Annotated in this window: 16 protein-coding genes; 9 read left to right on the top strand and 7 right to left on the bottom strand. The window is 53.6% G+C overall.

Going from position 1 to position 21300, the window contains the following annotated elements:
- Window positions 1-62: 62 nt before the first annotated feature.
- Entirely contained in the window at window positions 63-1541 is a 1479-nt protein-coding gene (gene proP, locus AC3Y5R_RS12155) for a glycine betaine/L-proline transporter ProP (RefSeq protein ID WP_489921535.1), read from the bottom strand.
- A gap of 630 nt (window positions 1542-2171) precedes the next feature.
- On the opposite strand from proP, the gene AC3Y5R_RS12160 reads away from it, so the two are divergent.
- Both AC3Y5R_RS12160 and AC3Y5R_RS12165 read left to right on the top strand, forming a co-directional pair.
- Window positions 2172-2726 carry a cytochrome b gene (locus AC3Y5R_RS12160; RefSeq protein ID WP_489921536.1) on the top strand — a complete coding sequence of 185 codons (555 nt, stop codon included), beginning with the start codon at window positions 2172-2174 and terminating at the stop codon, window positions 2724-2726.
- A gap of 20 nt (window positions 2727-2746) precedes the next feature.
- The gene (locus AC3Y5R_RS12165; protein WP_489921537.1) at window positions 2747-3319 is read left to right on the top strand and encodes a YceI family protein; all 573 of its coding nucleotides are present in this window, start codon (window positions 2747-2749) and stop codon (window positions 3317-3319) included.
- Between the two features lie 55 nt (window positions 3320-3374).
- Here the strand turns inward: AC3Y5R_RS12165 and trhO are convergent, their stop codons facing one another.
- On the bottom strand, window positions 3375-4427 hold the full coding sequence (gene trhO, locus AC3Y5R_RS12170; RefSeq protein WP_489921538.1) for an oxygen-dependent tRNA uridine(34) hydroxylase TrhO: 1053 nt from the start codon (window positions 4425-4427) through the stop codon (window positions 3375-3377).
- A 111-nt stretch (window positions 4428-4538) separates the two neighbouring features.
- Here trhO and AC3Y5R_RS12175 point away from each other — a divergent pair, with 111 nt between their 5' ends.
- The 5 genes from AC3Y5R_RS12175 (at window position 4539) to AC3Y5R_RS12195 (ending at window position 9426) form a co-directional block, all read left to right on the top strand.
- Window positions 4539-5642 carry an NADH:flavin oxidoreductase/NADH oxidase gene (locus tag AC3Y5R_RS12175; protein ID WP_489921539.1) on the top strand — a complete coding sequence of 368 codons (1104 nt, stop codon included), beginning with the start codon at window positions 4539-4541 and terminating at the stop codon, window positions 5640-5642.
- A gap of 152 nt (window positions 5643-5794) precedes the next feature.
- Window positions 5795-6715 carry a Kdo(2)-lipid IV(A) acyltransferase gene (locus AC3Y5R_RS12180; RefSeq protein ID WP_489921540.1) on the top strand — a complete coding sequence of 307 codons (921 nt, stop codon included), beginning with the start codon at window positions 5795-5797 and terminating at the stop codon, window positions 6713-6715.
- Between the two features lie 149 nt (window positions 6716-6864).
- Window positions 6865-8097: a multidrug efflux MFS transporter MdtG gene (mdtG, locus tag AC3Y5R_RS12185; RefSeq protein ID WP_489921541.1), complete on the top strand. Its 1233-nt coding sequence runs from the start codon at window positions 6865-6867 to the stop codon at window positions 8095-8097.
- A gap of 63 nt (window positions 8098-8160) precedes the next feature.
- On the top strand, window positions 8161-8679 hold the full coding sequence (locus AC3Y5R_RS12190) for a YagU family protein (protein WP_489921542.1): 519 nt from the start codon (window positions 8161-8163) through the stop codon (window positions 8677-8679).
- Window positions 8680-9027: 348 nt separating this feature from the next.
- A complete protein-coding gene (locus AC3Y5R_RS12195) occupies window positions 9028-9426 on the top strand; it encodes a MysB family protein (protein ID WP_158783105.1) in 399 nt (132 codons plus the stop codon).
- A 6-nt stretch (window positions 9427-9432) separates the two neighbouring features.
- Here the strand turns inward: AC3Y5R_RS12195 and AC3Y5R_RS12200 are convergent, their stop codons facing one another.
- From AC3Y5R_RS12200 to AC3Y5R_RS12210, 3 genes are all read right to left on the bottom strand, one after another.
- Window positions 9433-9675 (bottom strand): YceK/YidQ family lipoprotein, encoded by a 243-nt coding sequence (locus AC3Y5R_RS12200; protein ID WP_370521061.1) that lies wholly within the window; start codon window positions 9673-9675, stop codon window positions 9433-9435.
- Window positions 9676-9823: 148 nt separating this feature from the next.
- Window positions 9824-12385 (bottom strand): glucans biosynthesis glucosyltransferase MdoH, encoded by a 2562-nt coding sequence (gene mdoH / locus AC3Y5R_RS12205; protein WP_489921543.1) that lies wholly within the window; start codon window positions 12383-12385, stop codon window positions 9824-9826.
- A complete protein-coding gene (locus AC3Y5R_RS12210; protein ID WP_489921574.1) occupies window positions 12378-13916 on the bottom strand; it encodes a glucan biosynthesis protein G in 1539 nt (512 codons plus the stop codon). Before AC3Y5R_RS12210 ends, mdoH begins: the two co-directional genes overlap by 8 nt.
- 270 nt (window positions 13917-14186) lie before the next feature.
- Here AC3Y5R_RS12210 and mdoC point away from each other — a divergent pair, with 270 nt between their 5' ends.
- A complete protein-coding gene (gene mdoC, locus AC3Y5R_RS12215) occupies window positions 14187-15311 on the top strand; it encodes a glucans biosynthesis protein MdoC (protein ID WP_489921544.1) in 1125 nt (374 codons plus the stop codon).
- Between the two features lie 82 nt (window positions 15312-15393).
- Here the strand turns inward: mdoC and AC3Y5R_RS12220 are convergent, their stop codons facing one another.
- Window positions 15394-16866, bottom strand: coding sequence for a phospholipase D family protein (locus tag AC3Y5R_RS12220; RefSeq protein ID WP_489921545.1), 1473 nt, complete (start codon window positions 16864-16866; stop codon window positions 15394-15396).
- A 214-nt stretch (window positions 16867-17080) separates the two neighbouring features.
- On the opposite strand from AC3Y5R_RS12220, the gene AC3Y5R_RS12225 reads away from it, so the two are divergent.
- Window positions 17081-18241, top strand: a complete 1161-nt coding sequence (locus tag AC3Y5R_RS12225) for a beta-glucosidase (RefSeq protein ID WP_489921546.1) — start codon at window positions 17081-17083, stop codon at window positions 18239-18241.
- A 707-nt stretch (window positions 18242-18948) separates the two neighbouring features.
- On the opposite strand, the gene AC3Y5R_RS12230 is transcribed toward AC3Y5R_RS12225, so the two are convergent.
- On the bottom strand, window positions 18949-21069 hold the full coding sequence (locus AC3Y5R_RS12230) for a TonB-dependent receptor (protein ID WP_489921575.1): 2121 nt from the start codon (window positions 21067-21069) through the stop codon (window positions 18949-18951).
- Between the last annotated feature and the right edge of the window lie 231 nt (window positions 21070-21300).

Genomic DNA, 21300 nt, shown 5'->3' on the forward strand with positions numbered 1-21300 from the left:
CTGAATTAAGTTTTATCTGATTGCCGTTTATTTCATCGCGGGGCGAATACTGTCGTCCCGTTTTATTTTGACGCGGCCAGTGCTGCTGCTTCTTTCTTTTGCTGACGCAGTCGCAATTTCTTCACCAGGCTGCGTGCCTCTGCTTCAGTGGCAACGGCGGGCGCAGAACCGGACAGCGGCTTACGGGCGGTTTCACGCATGGTAAACACGGTGATCACCCCAATCACCCCAGCTCCCATCAGATAGTAAGCCGGCATCAGCAGGTTACCGGTTTTCTCCACCAGCCAGGTAGTGACCAGCGGAGTGGTCCCCCCGAACAGGGAAACTGAGAGGTTAAAACCTATCGCCAGCGCACTGTAGCGAATATCGGTGGCGAACAGGGCTGGCAGCGTGGCAGGCATCGAACCACTGAAGCAGGTATGGATCACGCCCAGAATAATCAGGCCGACAAACACCCACAGCATATTGCCGGTGCCGATCAGCATCAGACACGGCACTGACAGAACGATCAGCGACACCGCACCTCCCCAGATCACCGGACGGCGGACCAGACGGTCATTCCAGTGTCCCCAGAACAGGGTCAGCGGCATCATAACAAACATCACCACCAGGATCAGCAGCAGGCTGCTCATTTCGCTCAGGCCAAGAATACCGGTCAGGTAACTTGGCATGTAGGAAGTCAGCATGTAGTTGGAGACGTTAAACAGCAGCACCAGACCGATACACTTCAACATCTGCGCACGATACTTGCTGAGCATCTGCAACAGCGTCAGGCGTGGCTTGCTGTGCTCCAGCGCCTCCTGTTTTTCCATATGTTTCTGAAACGCTGGCGTCTCTTCCAGCTTCAGGCGGACATACAGGCCAAACAGGCCGAGCGGCGCGGCGATAAAGAACGGGATGCGCCAGCCCCAGTTCAGCAGTGTGGCTTCCGGCATCGCAGCAGTGAGCACGGTAACCAGCCCGGCTCCGAGCAGATAGCCTCCCAGCGTACCAAATTCCAGGAAGCTGCCCATAAAGCCACGTCGGTTATCGGTTGAGTATTCGGCGATAAATGTTGCCGCACCACCATATTCCCCTCCGGTAGAGAACCCCTGCACCAGACGAGCCAGCAGCAGCAGGATTGGCGCAAGGATGCCAATAGAGCTGTAGCTGGGGATCAGCCCGATACAGAAAGTCCCTACCGCCATCATGATCATGGTGATGGCCAGCACCTTCTGGCGGCCAATTTTGTCACCTAAAGGACCGAATACCAGGCCACCGACCGGACGCACCAGAAAGGCCGCGGCAAAAGCGCCGAAGGTTGCCAGCAGCTGTGCCGCTGCGTTGCCGCCGGGGAAAAACACCTTACCGATGGTCACGGCCAGATAGCTGTAGACGCCAAAATCGAACCACTCCATGGCATTGCCCAGTGCGGCAGCGCCAACGGCGCGCTTTAACATATCGCCGTCAACGATAGTGATGTCTTCAACGGTCAGTTCTTTCGACTTTTTCTGCCAGAAGTGCTTCTTCGGCTTTGTGGATGATTCAGATGCGGTGCTCATACGGATCCCCTTAGTGATGGAATGAATGAAGCAGCGTCATAGCTTTCGTTGCCTGGGTACTGGAGTGGTGAAGGGAAAGAAAGCTAGAAAGCAGCGAGAATGAACAGCGAGGCGCCTTAACAACGGCTCTTTACGGTAATTTACTCTATACGACAGACTTTGATTTATCAAGTTTGTGACAGTTATCGCTGATTTTATCCAAAAAAATTCGCTTAGCCGCCATTTAAACCCTGATTTTCGCTATAAATCTCCACCAGAACTTTTATACTTTGGTCACCATTGGGAAACTTTTGCACCACATTAAAAATTAACTCATGGCGGAATTAGTAAAATAAAATCATCAATTCCGGAGTGTGACACTGACACAAAATGACAAAAAATTGACATTTATTTGAAATAACATCAAATAAATAGAATTAAACCCGCACATAAAAGACACGTACATCTTGGTGAATGACAGGAGCTTCCCACAGTATTTTCTGAGTAAGGCCGAAATAAATGCACACAAACCATTATTTATTTCATTAATTTTGAACAAAATTATAATTTTATTTACTCATGGTAATTAGTTGTTGATTTTAAGTTTCAGCCTGGTCAGGCTTGGCAAAAAATGACTGGCTGGACATCCTGATGCAGTGGAAAAATACCTCAACCCGTTTTGGTCATCTCAGCGTGCTGCTTCACTGGCTGGTGGCCCTGGCCGTGTATGGCATGTTCGCTCTGGGCCTGTGGATGGTCACTCTCGGCTATTACGACAGCTGGTACCACCCTGCTCCGGAGCTGCATAAAAGCATAGGCATCACGCTGTTTGCGGTGATGTTCCTGAGAGTGATTTGGCGATTTATCTCTCCGCCACCGAAGCCGCTCTCCAGCTATTCCGCACTGACTCGCATCAGTGCCGTCAGCGTTCATCTGCTGCTGTACGGCATCCTGTTTGCCATTTTCATCAGTGGCTATCTGATATCCACCGCCGACGGTAAACCGATTGAGGTCTTTGGCCTGCTGTCTGTTCCTGCCACGCTTGAAGGTTTTGGCGAGCAGGCGGATCTGGCCGGGGATGTTCACCTCTGGCTGGCATGGAGCGTGGTAATCCTCTCGGGCCTGCACGCGCTTGCCGCGCTTAAACACCATTTTATAGATCGAGACAATACGCTGAAACGGATGCTGGGTAACCGCATCGACTAACCTCTGGAAGGGAGAAAAAGATGTTCAGGAAAAGCCTGTTGGGACTGACCACTGCATTAATACTGAGTACCGGTGCCGCCCACGCGGCCGACTATAAAATTGACAAGCAGGGGCAGCACGCCTTTGTGCAATTCCGTATCCAGCATCTGGGCTATAGCTGGTTGTACGGAACCTTTAAAGATTTTGACGGCAGTTTTACCTTTGACGAAGCTGACCCGGCGAAAGACAAAGTTAGCGTCACCCTCAATACCAACAGCGTGGATACCAACCACGCTGAGCGTGATAAACACCTGCGCAGCGCGGAATTTCTCAACGTGGCAAAATTCCCGCAGGCTACTTTTGTCTCAACCAGCGTGAAGAAGGACGGTGATAAGCTGGCGATCGCCGGCGATCTGACCCTGAACGGTGTGACCAAACCTGTCACGCTGGAAGCGAAAAAACTCGGCGAAGGGAAAGATCCCTGGGGTGGGTATCGTGCAGGCTTCGAGGCTGAAACCAGCCTGGCACTGAAAGATTTCAACATCACCACCAACCTCGGCCCGGCTTCTCAGGAAGTCCAGCTGATGATTTCTGTCGAAGGTATCCGCCAGTAAAAAAACACCCCGTCAGCATCAGCTCACGGGGTGTGATTTTCTTCTCAAAGACGCCTTACTTATCCGGAGTCGGAATTTTCAGGGTCATATTCAACAAACCACGCGACTTGTTGAAAATTTTATTGCCGTTCTCACGACCTGCACGGCGGGCGCGCTGCTCTTCAGGAGCCAGCGCCAGCTCTTCCATGCAGATCGGGCTGCAGCAGTCATGATACTTCGCTGCACAGGCCGGACACTGAATAAACAGCAGATGGCAGCCGTCATTTTTGCAGTTAACGTGCGTATCGCAGGGCGTGCCGCACTGGTGGCACTGAGCGATCACATCGTCAGAAATACGCTCGCCCATACGTTCGTCAAAGACAAAGTTTTTGCCTTTAAACCGCACCGGCAGGCCCTGCTCACGGGCACGCCGCGCGTATTCAATGATGCCACCTTCGATGTGGTAAACATTTTCAAAACCCTTATGACGCATCCAGGCACTGGCCTTTTCGCAGCGAATGCCGCCGGTGCAATACATCACAATCTTTTTGTCTTTATTGTCCTGCAGCATATCAACGGCCATCGGCAGCTGATCGCGGAAGGTATCGGCCGGGATCTCCAGCGCGTTGTCGAAATGCCCCACTTCGTATTCATAGTGGTTACGCATATCCACAAACACCGCATCCGGATCGTCGAGCATGGCATTCACTTCGCCCGCCTTCAGATAGCCACCGATATTGCTGGCATCAAAGGTTTCGTCGGTAATGCCGTCAGCAACAATACGCTCGCGCACTTTCAGGCGCAGCACCCAGAAAGATTTGCCGTCGTCATCCAGCGCGATATTCATGCGCAGGTTATTGAGCGCCGGGTCGAAGGCATACAGCATCGCCTTCATCTCTTCATAATGGCTGGCAGGTACGCTGATCTGCGCATTGATCCCTTCTGCCGCAACGTAAACGCGGCCAAAAACTTTCAGCCGGGTGAGCTGCACATACAGCACGTCACGAAAAGCTTTAGGATCGGCGATGGTGAAATACTTGTAGAAAGAGACTGTGGTGCGCGGCTCGGTTTCGGCCAGCATCCGCGCTTTCAGCTCTTCATTGGAAACAAGGTTATGTAACACTGGCATGGTGTACTTTCCTGGGTTCATAAGAGAAATTTTGCGGGCGCTATCATACATGAAGAATACGCCTATAGTTAGCTTGTTAAACGTCAATTTGACCAACACCGGAGATAATAAATGAGTCAGCTGTTCAGCCCGATTACCCTTGGCAAACTCACTCTTGAAAACCGTATTGCCATCGCCCCGATGTGCCAGTATTCCGCCGATCACGGCAAGGCCACCGCCTGGCACCGTATTCATCTCGGGCATCTGGCGCTTTCCGGTGCGGGTCTGCTGATTATTGAAGCCTCCGCCATAGAGCCTGCGGGCAGGATCACTCCGGAAGATCTGGGACTGTGGAATGATGAAACCGAGCTGGCGCTGGGGGATGTGCTGAAAGACGTGCGAAAGTATTCCCGGATGCCGACAGGTATTCAGCTGGCGCATGCCGGACGCAAGGCCTCAACCGAAGCTCCGTGGCACGGCGGTGGGTTCCTGCGGCCTGAAGAAGGTGGCTGGCAGACCTCTTCAGCTTCGGCTGTGCCATTCAACGAAACGGATAGCACGCCACTGGCGCTGACTAAAGCGCGTATTGAAGAGATTAAGCAGGGCTTTATCGACAGCGCCATCCGTGCCGACAGACTGGGGCTCGATCTGATTGAGGTCCACGCAGCGCATGGCTACCTGCTGCACCAGTTCCTTTCTCCTTTATCTAATCAGCGTCAGGATGAGTACGGTGGCTCGCTGGAAAACCGCCTGCGCCTGACGCTGGAAATCTTCCGCGAGGTCCGTCGCGTATTCCCGGCACACAAACCTGTTGGCGTGAGGATTTCGGCCACGGACTGGGTTGAAGGAGGTTGGGAACTGTCGCAGTCCATTGTGCTGAGCAAAGCGCTGGCCAAAGCGGGCTGTGCTTATATCCACGTCTCCAGCGGCGGTCTTTCTCCGCAGCAAAAGATCGGCGTGGGGCCGGGCTATCAGGTGCCTTTCGCCGCGGAGATCAAAAAAGCCGTTACGATACCGGTTATCGCTGTTGGCCTGATCACCGAACCTGAACAGGCGGAAGCGATCCTTGTTGAGCAGGAAGCAGATATGGTCGCGCTGGCTCGCGGGATGCTCTACGACCCGCGCTGGCCGTGGCATGCAGCGGCAAAACTGGGCGCAAAAGTGCAGGCACCGGAACAATACTGGCGCAGTGAACCTCATGAGGTAAAAGGCCTTTTCAAACCGAAAAAGGGCTGACGGTCAAACCAGACGATTCCTCAACAGGGTGCGATAAATACGTCGGAAGACAGCGTGTTATTTCAGTTCGTCGCTAAAAAATGGCACAATAGGCCATAAATAATAAATCACGGGCAGCATAATAGTGCCCCTTTTTTACGATCTGGAAACTCATGACTCAGTTGCCTCAATTTTCGCGTGCGTTGTTGCATCCCCGTTATTGGTTTACCTGGTTGGGGATCGGTTTGCTGTACCTGCTGGTACTGCTGCCTTATCCGTTGCTTTATCACCTGGGCTGCGGTCTGGGCCGTCTCTCAATGCGTTTCCTTAAACGCCGGGTTGAAGTGGCGCGCCGTAACCTGGAACTGTGCTTTCCCGCTATGCCGCAAGCCGAACGCGAAGCGATGGTGGTACGGAATTTCGAATCCGTCGGTATGGGCCTGATTGAAACCGGCATGGCCTGGTTCTGGCCGAACTGGCGCATCACCAAATGGTTCCACGTCAGTGGCCTTGAACACATCGACAAAGCGCACCAGGACGGTAAGGGCGTGCTGCTGATCGGCATGCATTTTCTGACCCTTGAGCTGGGTGCCCGCATTTTCGGCATCCATAACCCTGGCATTGGTGTTTACCGTCCGAACGACAATGCGCTGCTGGACTGGCTGCAGACCTGGGGCCGGATGCGCTCGAATAAAAGCATGCTGGATCGCAAAGATTTAAAAGGCATGATCCGCGCCCTGAAAAATGGTGACATCATCTGGTATGCACCGGATCATGATTATGGTCCAAAGAGCAGCGTGTTTGTCCCCTTTTTCGGCGTGGAGAAAGCCGCATCAACCAAAGGTAGCTATCTGCTGATCCGTAGTGGTCAACCCGCCGTGATCCCGTTTGTTCCGCGTCGTCTGCCATACGGTAAAGGCTATGAGATGGTGATCCTGCCGGAAGAGCAGGCAATTCCACTGGATGATGAAGCCGCGACCGCTGCCAGAATGAACAAAGTGGTTGAGCACGGCGTGCTGATGGCTCCCGAGCAGTATATGTGGCTGCATCGCCGCTTCAAAAGCCGCCCGGTTGGCGAACCCTCGCTCTATTAAGAATCTGTGGCGGACCTTTGCGTTCGCCGCAACCTCAACACTCCTTCAATCCCCCTGTATTTTCTGCGTACGTTCCTGTTAAGTTGTTTATTTTAAGCGCATACTTAGTCTGCTAATAATAAATCTTACCTACAGGTTCCACACCGCGCATGGCTACCACCGACGTTCCGCTCTCTTCGATTCACTGGCAAAAAAACCTGTTTGTCGCCTGGTGCGGCTGCTTTCTTACCGGTGTAGCATTCAGCCTGGTGATGCCCTTCCTGCCGCTTTATGTCGAACTGCTCGGCGTCACTAACCCGGAATCCCTGAACCTATGGTCAGGGCTGGTGTTCAGTATCACCTTCCTGTTCTCGGCGATTGCCTCCCCCTTCTGGGGCGGCCTGGCTGATCGCAAAGGCAGGAAAATCATGCTGCTGCGCTCGGCGCTGGGAATGGCGATAGTGATGCTGCTGATGGGAATGGCGACCTCAATCTGGCAGTTTCTGGCGCTGCGTGCACTGCTCGGGCTGCTGGGCGGCTTTGTGCCAAATGCCAACGCGCTGATTGCCACTCAGGTTCCGCGTACCAAAAGCGGCTGGGCACTCGGCTGGCTCTCCACCGGTGCTGTCAGTGGCGCGCTGATTGGTCCGCTTATCGGTGGCCTGCTCGCCGACAGTTTCGGCCTGCGTCCGGTGTTCTTTATCACCGCTGCGGTACTGTTTATCTGCTTTATCATGACGCTGTTTTCCATCCGTGAAGAGTTTATTCCGGTGAAGAAAAAGGACATGCTGCATGTTCGTCAGGTGTTCATCTCGCTGAAAAGTCCGAAGCTGGTTCTGTCACTGTTTGTCACCACGATGATTATTCAGGTGGCCACAGGATCAATTGCTCCAATCCTCACGCTGTATGTCAGGGATCTGGCCGGAAATATTCAGAATCTGGCCTTTGTCAGTGGGTTGATAGCCTCCGTTCCTGGCGTGGCGGCCTTAATCAGTGCGCCAGGATTGGGCAAACTCGGAGACCGTATAGGCCCGGAACGTATTCTGATTGCCATGCTGATTGTCTCAGTGTTGTTGCTGCTACCGATGTCGCTGGTGCAGAACCCGTTGCAGCTGGGGATTTTGCGCTTCCTGCTGGGTGCAGCCGATGGCGCGCTGTTGCCCGCAGTCCAGACTCTGCTGATCTATAACGCCAGCAATCAGGTGGCCGGACGCATCTTCAGCTATAACCAATCCTTCCGCGATATCGGCAACGTCACCGGCCCACTGATGGGTGCAGTGGTGTCAGCGCATTGGGGCTATCGCACAGTTTTTGTAGTCACTGCCTGCGTGGTGGCATTTAACGCGCTCTATTCGTGGCTGAGTTTACGAAACCGCCGATCCTACCTTGAGGAACTGGATTAACAAGCGTACAAAAGATGAGTGCCTGAGCGCACAGGTTATTCATCTTTATACAGAGGACGTATTATGAAATGCTCAACCATGAAGGATAAAATAGTACTCGCCATCCTGCTCGGCATCATTACTGGCTTCATTTGTGCGATCGTCAAACTGGGCTGGGAAATTCCCTTCCCGCCACGAACACCGCTGAGAGACCTCACCAATCCCCCTCAGCAAATCCTGCAGCAGCTGGGATTTTCTTTTGATTTCACCCATCTGACCTACCTTTACAGTGATTACCCCCGCCCGATCATCAGCTTTATTATGCACTTTGGCTTCTCCATCACCTTCGCTGCACTCTATTGCCTGATCGCTGAATTCAGACCCGGCATTAAATTATGGCAAGGTGCCATTTATGGCCTGATGATCTGGTTTGTTTTCCATGTAGTGTTGCTGCCGCTGTTTGGCACTGTCCCTGCCCCCTGGAATCAGCCGCTGGACGAGCATTTTTCAGAGATCACCGGCCATATGTTCTGTTTCTGGGCCGCTGAACTGGCCCGCTATGCGCTGAGAATTAAATTCACTGGCCAGCAAGAAACAGAATAGACATTTAACGGAACCGGTAATGGTGAGATGTCTTTTCAAGGCAGATACTTTTTCCGGTTCTATAGGACAGCCTTCTCCCTACTGGACTCAGCCGTTGCCCTTTCATTCCATGCATCATTGATGCAGTACCATTGCTCATAAAATAGATCAGAACCCTGCACGGATGTTTAGCACGACTCGTTGCCCGTCCGCGTTCGCTCTTAAAATGCCCCTTCCAGTTCTTGTCATGTTTATGCCATTGATACTTAACTACAATTTATCAGCAGTTTTTTTTCCTTCATCCGTTTACCCCAGCTAAAGTTCGACTATCCTTTTCTAAACCTGCATTTATAGTGATGGAGAAACCCCATGAGCATGTTCGCAACGCTGGAAGAGGCGATAGACGCCGCACGTGAAGAGTTCCTGGCTGCAAACCCGGAACAGGAAGAGGATGAAGCTTCGGTGAGCCAGTTTAACCTGCAGAAATATGTGATGCAGGATGGCGATATCATGTGGCAGGCAGAGTTCTTTGCCGATGAAGGCGACGAGGGTGAGTGCCTGTCGCTGCGCAGCGGCGAGGCCGCTCAGAGCATCTTTGACGGTGATTTTGACGAGATCGAGCTGCGTCAGGAGTGGCAACCAGAGAATACTCTGCACGAATGGGATGAAGGCGAGTTCCAGCTGGAACCCCCGGCCGACAGTGAAGAAGGCGAAGCCGCAGCGGAAGAGTGGGAAGACGACAATACCGACTCTGACAACTACGCCTGATATGCCCTATTCGTAGGGACCGTGATGCGCATCCACCGGCAGCAGCAACGTATCGACCACCAGCGACAGCGGCAGGTCGATAATCGTCAGAAAGCGCCAGGGCGTGTCACGGACATCCCACTGCACGCCGGGATAAAACTGATTGCCATGGCCTTGTCCCGGCATCGTGCGGCTGATAATGCTGCCACAGCCGCTCAGTAGCATGACACAAAGCCCCAGCAGCAACCCACGAGTTATTGTCGACATCATTTTTAACCATTCAGCTGAATAAAAAACGCGCCATTGTACAGCAACAGTCTGCAACAGACAGAAGCTGGAATGCAAAATATCTGTAAAGCTGCCGGATTCAGGCGAAAAAAAACCGGGAAATCATTCCCGGTTTTTTTGTGCCCTGAGATTAAGACTTCGCGGTCTGAATCGCCTCAGGATTCATCTTCAACGACTGATAGTAATCAAACCAGTCGTGATACTTATCGGCATGCTGCCAAAGGCGATAATGCATCCTGGACAACGTCACCGGGTCGCTGATCAGTGCCAGGCGACGATCGCGATCCAGCTTCTTCGGTGACTCGCTCAGCGCCTGATCAATCTGACGGTCGCGGGCAAACTCCAGCACATCACTTTTCAGGTGGCGGGAGGTGGCCATCGCACTGGCAAGGGCATTGAACGAGGGGTTAAACACCGCGTGCATAAAGCCATCCTTCAGTGCGCGTGAGCGGTTAAGCTCCACGTAGCAATCGGTATCCAACAGCTCCTTAGGCGGATTGTACTCTTCAGGGATCAGGAACAGTTTAGCGCGCTTGGATGCGTTACCTGTTGTTGATCGGCTTGAGAACACCGAAACGAACGGAGACAGGATCAGCGAGAAGACGATCGGTGCCAGCCACCACAGAAAATTCAGATCCAGCCAGCCCATTCCTGCCGCCCAAACGATACCCAGTGCCATCTGCGAACCATGACGTTTAAATGCTTCGCCCCAGGGCGTGGCATCATCATCACGCTGTGGAGAGTTCCACACCACTTCCCAGCCGAGGAACGCGCTGACCACAAACACGGTGTGGAACAGCATGCGTACCGGAGCCAGCAGGACCGAGAACAGCATCTCCAGGAACAGAGACACGGTAACGCGGAACACACCGCCATATTGCTTCGCCCCCTTGAACCAGATCAGCATAATACTGAGCAGTTTCGGCAGGAACAGCAGCACCATCGTGGTGGAGAACAGCGCAATAGCCAGTTCAGGACGCCACTGCGGCCATACCGGGAACAGCTGCCGGGGCTGCAGGAAGTACTGCGGCTCCATCAGCGTGTGCACCACCTGCAGAGCCGTGGAGAGCGCAAGGAACATAAACCACAGCGGAGCCGACAGATAGGACATCACCCCCGTCAGGAACACCGCACGGTGAACCGGGTGCATACCTTTCACCAGGAACAGGCGGAAGTTCATCAGGTTACCGTGACACCAGCGGCGGTCACGCTTCAGTTCATCCAGCAGGTTTGGCGGCAGCTCCTCATAGGAACCCGGCAGATCGTAAGCAATCCATACGCCCCAGCCCGCACGACGCATCAGTGCAGCTTCCACGAAGTCATGCGACAGAATCGAACCGGCGAAGGAGCCTTCACCTGGCAGCGGTGCCAGCGCACAGTGCTCGATAAACGGCTTCACGCGGATAATAGCGTTGTGACCCCAGTAGTGGGACTCACCCAACTGCCAGAAGTGCAGGCCGGCGGTAAACAGTGGGCCATAAACACGGGTGGCAAACTGCTGGCAACGTGCATACAGCGTATCCATGCCTGATGCTTTAGGCGAAGACTGGATAATACCGGCGTTCGGATTGGCTTCCATCATGCGCACCAGACCGGTGAGACACTCACCGCTCATCACGCTGTCCGCATCCAGCACTACCATGTAGCTGTACTGGCTGCCCCAGCGACGGCAGAAGTCATCAATGTTGCCGCTTTTACGCTTCACGCGACGGCGACGGCGGCGATAGAAGATACGCCCTTCCCCACCCACATCGCGAACCAGCTCCATCCAGGCTTTCTGTTCAGCCAGTGCGATATCAGGGTTGTAACTGTCACTCAGCACATAAACATCGAAATTCTGCTGTTCGCCCGTTCTGACTACGGACTCCCAGGTCGCCCGCAGACCGGCGAAGACACGTTCCACATCTTCGTTACAGATCGGCATGATCAGGGCAGTACGGTGCTCCGGGTTAATCGGCTCATCGCCTTTCAGGCCATAGGAGATACTGTACTTGTCCTTGCCGATCATTAGCTGCAGAAAGCCCATCAGCGCGGTCCAGAACCCGGCCGAAACCCAGCAGAACAGCACGGCGAACAGGAACAGGATCCCGGTTTGCAGAACATAAGGCAGGATCTGCAGCACAGACTGCTGCCAGTTCTGGTCAAGCATCTCCATTGGGTCAATCAGCGCCCAGCCCTGGTAAGGCAGAATGGTTTTCATGTACCAGGTCGCCACCACGGTCTGCGCGATGGTCAGCAGCAGTAAAATGTAGCGACGGATCGAGCCAACGTGACGCCACTTATCTTCCTGACGCTGCTCTTCCGGGTTGCTGTAACGCGGTTTGGATTTACGGCCACGCAGGGAATCCCAGGCACGCCCCACGGGGTTGGTGCGCCAGGCTTCCGGATACATGGATGAACGGGTGTGGCGCGGCATCGCTTTCAGCGTGGTACGATCCAGTTGGTCTTTATCAAACTGTTCGCCTTTGCCCACGGAATCCGGCCACGTCATCTCGATACGCGACTTCACTGACTCCAGCGGTACATCGTCGGGACGAGTCTCCACCGGTCCGCCTTCGGCCAGCGACTGGTGCAGCTGGCTGAAGGCTTCATCAGGCTGCTCGGGCAGCGTGTCGCGTAGCGCCCTCTTCCGCTCAGCGGAAAGGGGCAGCGCATCGATATAGTCAGTGGGTATAGCAGTAGACTTATTCATTGGCAGGCAACTGATAGCTCCAGGTTTCTGTCAGTGTCTTATCACCGTTAACCAGCGCAGCACGCATTTCGGTCGGCTGCTTGGTGTCTTTTACGCGCAGACGCATAATCAGACGCCAGCCTTTGGTGACCGGATTGTAGCGCACGCTGTTTTCCACCAGTTCACCGTTGTTACCGATACTGACCTGCGGCGTGACCGGAGTGTTTTCCGGCAGCTTGCTCATATCCTGACCGGTAAAGTCAACGATGAAGGCCACCGTGCCGTCAGGCTGGCGAACCAGGTTGGACTGTTTCACATCGCCAGTGGAGCGCAGCGTATTTTTCACATAGGCCGTTTCCGGCGAATGCAGCGCGCTTTCATCGCGGGTGAAGTGCAGACGGTATTTAAAGTTCATCTCTTTGCCCGGATCCGGCAGTTTTTCCGGTGTCCAGAAGGCAACGATATTGTCGTTGGTTTCATCCGCAGTGGGGATCTCTACCAGTTCAACGTGGCCTTTGCCCCAGTCCCCCTGTGGCTCAATCCAGCCGCTCGGACGGAGATCGTAACGATCGTCCAGATCCTGGTACTGCGCAAAGTCACGCCCGCGCTGCAGCAGGCCGAAACCTTTCGGGTTCTCGACGGTGAAAGTGCTGACCGCCAGATGTTTCGGGTTATTCAGCGGACGCCAGATCCACTCGCCGTTACCGGCATGGATCGACAGACCGTTGGAGTCATGCAGCGCCGGACGGTAGTTAATCTGTGACGATGGCTGGTTAGGACCAAACAGGAACATACTGGTCAGCGGAGCCACGCCCAGCTTGCCAACTTTGTCACGCAGATACACTTTGGACTGCACGTCCACGGTAGAATCTTTGCCTGGGGTGATCACAAAGCGATAAGCACCGGACGCACGTGGCGAATCCAGCAGCGCATAGATCACCAGATGTTTGTCTGCTGGTTTTGGGCGCTCAACCCAGAATTCTTTAAAACGCGGGAACTCTTCACCGGACGGCAACGCCGTGTCGATGGCCAACCCGCGGGAAGAAAGACCATACACCTGGCCCGCACCGATCACGCGGAAGTAGCTGGCACCAAGGAAGCTGGAAATCTCATCGTCTTTCTTGTTTTTGCTGTTCAGTGGATACAGCACTTTAAACCCGGCAAAGCCGAGGTTTTTAACCGTTTCCGGATCGTGTTTAACGTTGCCGAAATTAAAATAGTCCGGCGAGTATTTAATCTCACGTACGGTAGACGCGGTGACTTCGTTAATTTTTACCGGCGTGTCAAAGTACATTCCCTGATGGTAGAACTCGAGCTTGAACGGGGTCTTCAGCTTGCTCCACCAGGATTTATCACGATTGAACTGAATCTGCTGGTAGTCGGCATATTTCATGTCACGCAATTGGGAAGGTAAATTGCTTTTCGGCGCTTCATACCCTTTCCCTGCTAAATCTTTCGCCTGTTTTGCGACGTCGTCAATGCTGAAAGCCCAGCCTGGGCTGGCATACATTGACAGCAAAACTGTTACGCCAAGCCAGCGTAATTTCATCAGTTTTGGCTTATTCTTCATTTTAATCAGCACATCCCCCCCTTTCGTGTGCTCAAAACAATCCCATCCATCTTAATGGATAATTCAGCATTCCGACAGCTCAACAACGTGATAGTTCCTCCTGACTGCTGCTTTTAGCGCCCTGTTCTCAAGTGCTTAGCGGATACAGATTCGCCTGATAGTATACCCGGGTTTTCTAAACTAAAGTAAGCGTTAAGCTTTAGCGTGGCTCAGGGTGAGCAAACGCTGCAACGTGTTGAATATTGGATGAACATGACTAAAAAAACACAGCAAAGAGAGTATTTTTTTGATTCAATCAGGGCCTATCTGATGCTTTTAGGCGTTCCTTTTCACGTCTCACTGATTTATTCCACCCAATCGTGGTCAGTTAACAGCCCGGCCCCTTCCGAATGGCTGACGATTTTGAACGATTTTATCCATGCTTTTCGCATGCAGGTTTTCTTCGTCATTTCCGGTTATTTTTCCTATATGCTGTTTCTGCGTTACAGCCGCCAGCACTGGCTGAAGGTGCGCCTGGAACGGGTCGGCATTCCCATGCTGGCCGCCATTCCGCTGCTGACCCTGCCGCAATTTTTTATGATTAAAGCCTGGACCACCAAAATTGGTGACTGGAGCACCCTTTCGCTGTATGAGAAATTTAACGCCCTGACCTGGGATTTAATCTCTCACCTGTGGTTTCTGCTGGTCCTGGTAGCACTGACTATTGCCGGCACCTGGATGTTTAAATGGCTGCGCGATGGCAAGGCGGCAAAAACAGAATATTCCGACCTTACCTGGACGAAACTCAGCTTTGCGATTCTGCTTTGCAGTCTTGCCTGGGGTGCTATCCGTCGCCTGCTGTTTATTTTTGAACCTCAGTTACTGGGTAATGGTCTGTTCAATTACGGTGTGATGCAGTCACTGTTCTTCCTGCCATTCTTTGTGCTCGGCGCAATGGCGTGGAAATACCCGAAAATTAAAGAACTGTTTGTAAAGCCGATACCCTGGACGTTTATCGGGTCGGCACTGGCTTTTGTTGCCTACGTTGCCAACCAGACGTACAGCAAAGGAGAAGGCTGGCTGTATGAGATTGATGCGGTGGTATCAATGATGATGGGACTGTGGATGGTGAACGTGGTCTTCTCACTGGGTCACCGCATGCTGAATTCACATTCTCCACGGGTGACTTACCTGGTAAATGCCTCGCTGTTTATTTATCTGGTGCACCACCCGCTGACCATTTTGTACGGCATTTTCTTTGTTCCGGAGATCAGCAATAACACGCTGGGCTTCTTCACCGGCCTGCTGTTTGTCTTTGGCATCGCTTTTATTCTTTACGAGATCCACCTGCGGATCCCAGTGCTACGCTTCCTGTTCTCCGGCAAGCCACAGCGCTGAACAGTTTAAGCGACAGCAATAAACTCCGCCCCTTATCGTGTACTTCCCACCGGTAAGGGGCGAATTCATTGGCCCCGCTGTTTTAAAGCAGCCACTCAATAGGCAGCCGCCACACCAGACGCACCAACAGCCGCTGCATAAATCGGGTACGCGGCTCATGTTTATACACCACTTCGCTTGCCCCTTCTCCCGGGTACTCCACCCAGTTCACCCGGCCCCACTTGTCCAGCCGAAGGGTCCAGGCACGATCGCGCATTCGGTTAATAAACCGCTGGTGAATACTGGTCGCCAGCGATTCACTTTCAATCACAAAGCCCATTTCGGTGTTCAGCATCGCCGAGCGCGGGTCAAAGTTAAACGAACCGATAAAGACTTTCTCATTATCGACGCTGAAAGTTTTCGCATGCAGGCTCGAACCGGAATTACCGGTCAGGCCGCGGTCGTGAGGCCGGTCACTGTTGCCAGAGTGGGGCTTCAGCTCATACAGGGTAATGCCGTGTCGTAACAGCTTCTTGCGCCATTTGGCATAGCCCGCGTGAACCACCGAGACATCATTCGCGGCCAGGGAGTTAGTAAGAATGGCAATCCTGACTCCTTTTCTGACCAGTGCCAGCAGCTGAGCCACGCCTGCTCTGGTAGGCACAAAATAGGCAGAGATAATATCAAACTGTTGCTGCGGTTTACCGATCACTTCCAGCATACGCGCGGGCAACAGCGAACCGGCCCTGGCACGGCCTAATCCCTTGCGGGGATCGTCGCTCAGTAACCGGGTTCTGGCCCAGGTCAGCGGCAGTTCACCGGCATCTATTTGGGTCACGAACAAGGAAGCATTAATACGCTGCAGGTAACGCTCCACCTGCGGATCGATGCGCCAGGCTTCCGGTAATTTAATCGCCTCTCGTTCCGCCTCAGTCTCAATGTCCACCACCTTACTGAACGGCTCGACGGCCTTGCTCTGCCAGTAGCGTTCGAAATCCACGCTGACCTCTTCCACTACCGGACCAATAGCCAGTACGTCGAGGTCGGAGAAAAGCGGCTCCTCCCCGGCACCAAAATACTCATCGCCGATATTCCGGCCGCCCACAATGGTGACCTCATCATCGACAGTGAAGCTTTTGTTGTGCATCCGGCGGTTCAGCCGGGCGAAATCGCTCAGGTAGCCCAGCGCCCGCAAAGTCCGGAAGGAGAACGGATTAAACAGCCGCACTTCAATATTGTCATGGCGGCTCAGGGCGGTCAGCGTCTCATCCAGCCCCATCGTGTTGTTGTCATCGAGCAGCAGGCGAACTTTCACGCCGCGATCGGCCGCCTCCAGTACCGCGCTGAACAACAGCCGCCCGGACATGTCGTTCTGCCAGATGTAATACTGGATATCGAGGGTATGCTCTGCCATTGAGGTCAGCAGGTAGCGCGCGGCAAAGGCATCAAGTCCCTCTTCAAGAGAGTGAATGCCACTGTGTTCAGGATGGTTCTCTACCAGCGAGGAAACGGCGCGGGTCAGTCGGGTCCGGGTTGGCACGGTCTCGCCAGTTTCTGGTGTAAAAGCTTCAGCCACGCGCAATCCTCTGGTCTGCCATATCAATGAGTTCCTCTCCCGGCCGGGAGGTATAAGAGACGATTATCGTACAGGATCTATTATCGATCCGGTTTTTTATTAAATGTCATACGACTGTTCTGATTAAGGCGCACGTAACGGCCCTCAGCACTCCGGGGCTGGTGGTCTAAACTTAGCGCATTACCCGGACCGGGCATGCATCGAGGAGAGCGACATGAAACCAACGCATGAATTGCCGCCGCAACGGCACAGCCCGCATCTGTTTAAAAGTTTCTTTCAGGGCAGCTTCGCCTGCTCCACCGCCTGTCGTGGAGAAGGCCGCCGCGTGGACCTTGTGATCAACAGCGGTCATGACACGCTGCTGGAAAAAGATTATGCCCATCTGGCTGACTACCAGTTACAGACAGCCCGCGATGGCGCGCGCTGGTACCTGATCGAAAAAACACCGGGCGAATATGACTGGTCAACACTTCTGCCCATGTTACATGCCGCAGAAAATAACGGGATTGAGCTGATCTGGGAGCTGGCCCACTTCGGCTGGCCCGATCATCTGGATATCTGGCAGCCAGCGTTTGTCGACAGTTTTGCTGCTTTTGCCAGAGCAATGGCAAAGTTGATGCGGGACGAGGGATATGCCGCGCCTTTTGTTACTCCGATGAATCAGATCTCTTTCTGGTCATGGGCCGGAGCCGACGTGGCCTGGTTTAATCCCCACGTAACCGGCCGGGGACGCGAGTTGAAACAGCAGCTGGTCAGGGCTTCGGTCGCCGCCATGTGGGCAATACGTGAAGAGCTGCCTGGCGCACGATTCGTGCTGACCGATCCACTGGTTCACGTGGCAGCAGCGGATGATTCTGCAGCTTCCCGCGAGGAAGCAAACCGCCAGCATCACGCCCAGTTCGAGGCGTGGGACATGCTCAGCGGACGCCTGCATCCTGAATTGGGCGGTGACAGCAGCCTGCTGGATATTCTCGGTCTGAACTACTATCCGGATAATCAGTGGACGGTGAATGGCGATCCGCTCGACAGCCACAGCCCGAGCTATCGCCCACTGTCCAGCCTGTTGCTGGAAGTCTGGCAGCGTTACCAGCGTCCACTACTGCTCGCGGAAACGGGAGCTGAAGGGGAAATGCGCGTGCCCTGGCTTTCAGGCGTGGTGGAACAGGTCAATCTGGCAATGGATCAGGGCGTGCAGATGGAAGGCATCTCAGTTTTTCCGGCGGTGGACTACCCTTCCTGGGCTGATGACCGCCGCTCGCCAGGCGGCCTGTTTGGCCTGCCAGATGCCAACGGAAATCGCACGCCCTACGAGCCCTACGCGCTGGAAATTCGCAGTCAGCAGATCAGACTGAAAAAAACGGTTCAGGAAGGCTGAGTTTTTTCGGGCAGGCAGGTTTCCGGGCTGGAGGGTTGGCTGGGCATACGTCGAACGTCAGACAGCCAGGTCAAAGTAAACAACACAATTACGGTGATTAGCCCGGCGGACAATAGCCCTACCAGGGCCAACAGTCGATCCTCTCTCGTATCCATACGGTCTTTCTCCTAAAGCTCATTACAAGCGCAGACCAGCGCATTACGTCATCAACAAAGTAATGATCAGGACAAAGATTATAAGTGTAAAAGAGGTGACTGCAAGTACCACAATGGCAAATTGAGCATCATCCAGCAGGTAACGGGACTCTTTCGGGGGATCGTTTTCCGGACGTTCTGTCATGATAGCCACTTAACTGGCCTAACGTCCTGTCCTCAGCGCCAGTAAAATCGTTCAAATTATCCTGCGCTGTCTGCGCAAAGCGTAATAAGTCTGAACTCAGCCGGGGATTAACGAAAAAATAACGAATCTTATTTATGCTTCCGCATCTCCTTTTCTGGCTGGCTCCGTGCCACTGAAATTCAGGAAGGCAAAAGTGTAGCACAGCATATCGCTGAAAGAACGCATTCTCACTCGCTTGAGTGAAATTTCCTGCCCTGTTTACTCTTCAGTTACTTTCCATTGAGTGATTCAAGAATTGAATAATGACCTTCTGTTACTCTGAAAATTTATTAATACTGAAAAAAGGGCCGCCTCAGCGGCCCCTCAGGTCAGAAGTCATAAGTCATCGACAGTTTCAGCTCACGCGGATCGCCCTGATAGATATAGGTACCGTAGCTTTCCACACCAGACCAGTATTTCTTGTTGGTGACGTTTTCCACGCCCAGACGCCAGGTCAGATCGTTCTCCTGCACCTTCATGCGATAGCGCAGGCCGAGATCCAGCGTAGTGTAGCTGTCGAGCTTTTTAGTGTTGGCCTCGTCGGCATACTGAGAACCGGAATGGGTCATCCGCGCCAGCGCCGTCAGGCCCTCGATCGGTTTGATATCGTATTCCGCACTCAGCACGGTGTAGAAGTTCGCCACGCCGACGGCATCGTTACCGTCGTAAGTGCCGTTCTCGGTTTTACTCATTTTTGGATCGAGCCAGGTGGCGCTGCCGTTAAGACGCACTCCGTAAAACGGCTCGCCAAAGACATTCAGCTCCACGCCACGGTTGCGTTGCTCACCATACAGGCCATAGGTGTTGGTCGCCGTGTTAAGTATTCCGGTTGGTTTCTTAATATCAAACAGCGCCAGCGTGCCGCCAAGCGTGCCGTAATCCAGCTTCACCCCAACTTCATTTTGTTTTGACAGTGTAATACCCGTCACTTGACCCGCATTGAGAGCAGTACTCGGTGCCGTCGCGCCAGGCTGGAGCGCCTCTATATGGTTGGCATACAGTGAGATCGCCTGCCACGGTTTAATGACCAGACCATAACCCGGCGTCCAGCGCGATTTGGTAAAGCGCGCATCCGTATCTTCAATTGCGGTACCGTAGGCATAGTTGCGCACCGTCACTTTCTGATGACGAGCGCCGACGGTCAGCAGCACTTTGTCATCCAGCAGGCCCAGCGTATCCGCCAACAGCACCCCTTCATTGCGCAAGCGGCTGGTTGGCCGTGGATCGCTCAGGCTGCCGCCAAAGTAAGTGTTGGTCGGTTCCGGCGCGTCGGCAGTGTCATAGATGTTAGTCGCTTCCGGGGCCAGCGTCATACCATAGGCGGTTTTTTCGCGCTCGGTTTCAGCAGCATAGCCGATATTCACATTATGGCTGACAAAGCCGGTATCAAACTTGCCACGAATGCCAGCCATGCCGCTGAATGCATCGATAATTTTGTTGGTATCCATACGGCCAATGGTGGCGGAGCCGTCAGCATCGGTCAGGGTTGGTGAAGCATAGGCACCGATCTCTTTCGAGTGCTGCCCGCCCACTGCGCCATAAGCCGTCCAGTCCGGGGCGAAGTCATACTCTGCACGCGCCATACCGAATTTGCTCTCCAGATTACTGAACACCCAGTCCTGGCTGTAGTTACTGGTGGCACGCGGTACCGTGGGGATAAAGTCAACTTTACTGATGTTAATGCTCATACGGCCGCCGTCATAAGCCTGTTTCTGATAGCCCAGATCGAGCGAGGTGCGTAATTTATCCCCACGATAATCCAGACCCAGTGAAGCCATAGTGGTACGACGTTTTTCATTATCCACCGCCGTTTCGCCCTCACGGTGCAGTACGTTGACGCGGACCCCCCACTGATTGTTATCACCAAAACGGCGTCCCACATCCAGCGAAGTGCCAACCTGAGAGGACGACGAGTAATCCACTCCCAGCCGCGTCAATGGGGCGTCATCCGCATGTTTCGGCTCGATATTGATCATACCGCCCACGCCTGAGGAACCGGGGCCATTCATTAACGCATTGGAGCCTTTAAACACCTCCACCCGTTCAATCATCTGCGTGGATACCACCTGGCGTGGCATTACGCCGGGCAGACCTCCAAAGGTCATATCATCCCCATTGAGATCAAATCCACGGATACGGTACGTTTCAGCATAGTTGCCGTAACCTTTGAGGTTTTGGACCGAAGCATCATTCGCCACCACATCTTTCACGGTCGTCGCCTGCAGATCCTGAATCATTTTGCTGGTATAGCCAATAACGTTAAACGGCACGTTATGGGCATCCTGTTCGCCCAGCATGCCCATACGTCCACCATTGGCAATCTGGCCATCCAGATACGCCGGCACCAACTGGTCGCCGCCAGGTGTAAAGTGATTATCCGGGGTTGCCGTTACCGTCATAGTCTGCTCATTGCCTGCCGCAGCTCCGGTATTTTTGCTGCTGGCGGTCATCGTTTTTGGCTTGTCGGCGGCGCCTGCTGTTTTCGTGGCCGATGTATTGGCATCGGAAGAGATATTCGCTGTCGCTGCGATGACTGGTGCAGCAGCAGAACCGATCAGCGCAGCCAGCAGAGTGACCCGGAAGCGACCCTGGGGTGATGAAAAGTGTGCCATGTTATTTCCCTGAATTAAAATACAACTGAGAATCATTATTATTCGATTTCCGATTATGCTCAGACGATT

Source organism: Erwinia sp. 009765445 (genome assembly GCF_058137865.1).

Bases quoted from the DNA above. Each gene is read 5' to 3' on its own strand.
- proP (WP_489921535.1), bottom strand. From the start codon at position 1,541: ATGAGCACCGCATCTGAATCATCCACAAAGCCGAAGAAGCACTTCTGG.
- AC3Y5R_RS12160 (WP_489921536.1), top strand. From the start codon at position 2,172: ATGCAGTGGAAAAATACCTCAACCCGTTTTGGTCATCTCAGCGTGCTG.
- AC3Y5R_RS12165 (WP_489921537.1), top strand. From the start codon at position 2,747: ATGTTCAGGAAAAGCCTGTTGGGACTGACCACTGCATTAATACTGAGT.
- trhO (WP_489921538.1), bottom strand. From the start codon at position 4,427: ATGCCAGTGTTACATAACCTTGTTTCCAATGAAGAGCTGAAAGCGCGG.
- AC3Y5R_RS12175 (WP_489921539.1), top strand. From the start codon at position 4,539: ATGAGTCAGCTGTTCAGCCCGATTACCCTTGGCAAACTCACTCTTGAA.
- AC3Y5R_RS12180 (WP_489921540.1), top strand. From the start codon at position 5,795: ATGACTCAGTTGCCTCAATTTTCGCGTGCGTTGTTGCATCCCCGTTAT.
- mdtG (WP_489921541.1), top strand. From the start codon at position 6,865: ATGGCTACCACCGACGTTCCGCTCTCTTCGATTCACTGGCAAAAAAAC.
- AC3Y5R_RS12190 (WP_489921542.1), top strand. From the start codon at position 8,161: ATGAAATGCTCAACCATGAAGGATAAAATAGTACTCGCCATCCTGCTC.
- AC3Y5R_RS12195 (WP_158783105.1), top strand. From the start codon at position 9,028: ATGAGCATGTTCGCAACGCTGGAAGAGGCGATAGACGCCGCACGTGAA.
- AC3Y5R_RS12200 (WP_370521061.1), bottom strand. From the start codon at position 9,675: ATGATGTCGACAATAACTCGTGGGTTGCTGCTGGGGCTTTGTGTCATG.
- mdoH (WP_489921543.1), bottom strand. From the start codon at position 12,385: ATGAATAAGTCTACTGCTATACCCACTGACTATATCGATGCGCTGCCC.
- mdoC (WP_489921544.1), top strand. From the start codon at position 14,187: ATGACTAAAAAAACACAGCAAAGAGAGTATTTTTTTGATTCAATCAGG.
- AC3Y5R_RS12225 (WP_489921546.1), top strand. From the start codon at position 17,081: ATGAAACCAACGCATGAATTGCCGCCGCAACGGCACAGCCCGCATCTG.
- AC3Y5R_RS12230 (WP_489921575.1), bottom strand. From the start codon at position 21,069: ATGACCGCCAGCAGCAAAAATACCGGAGCTGCGGCAGGCAATGAGCAG.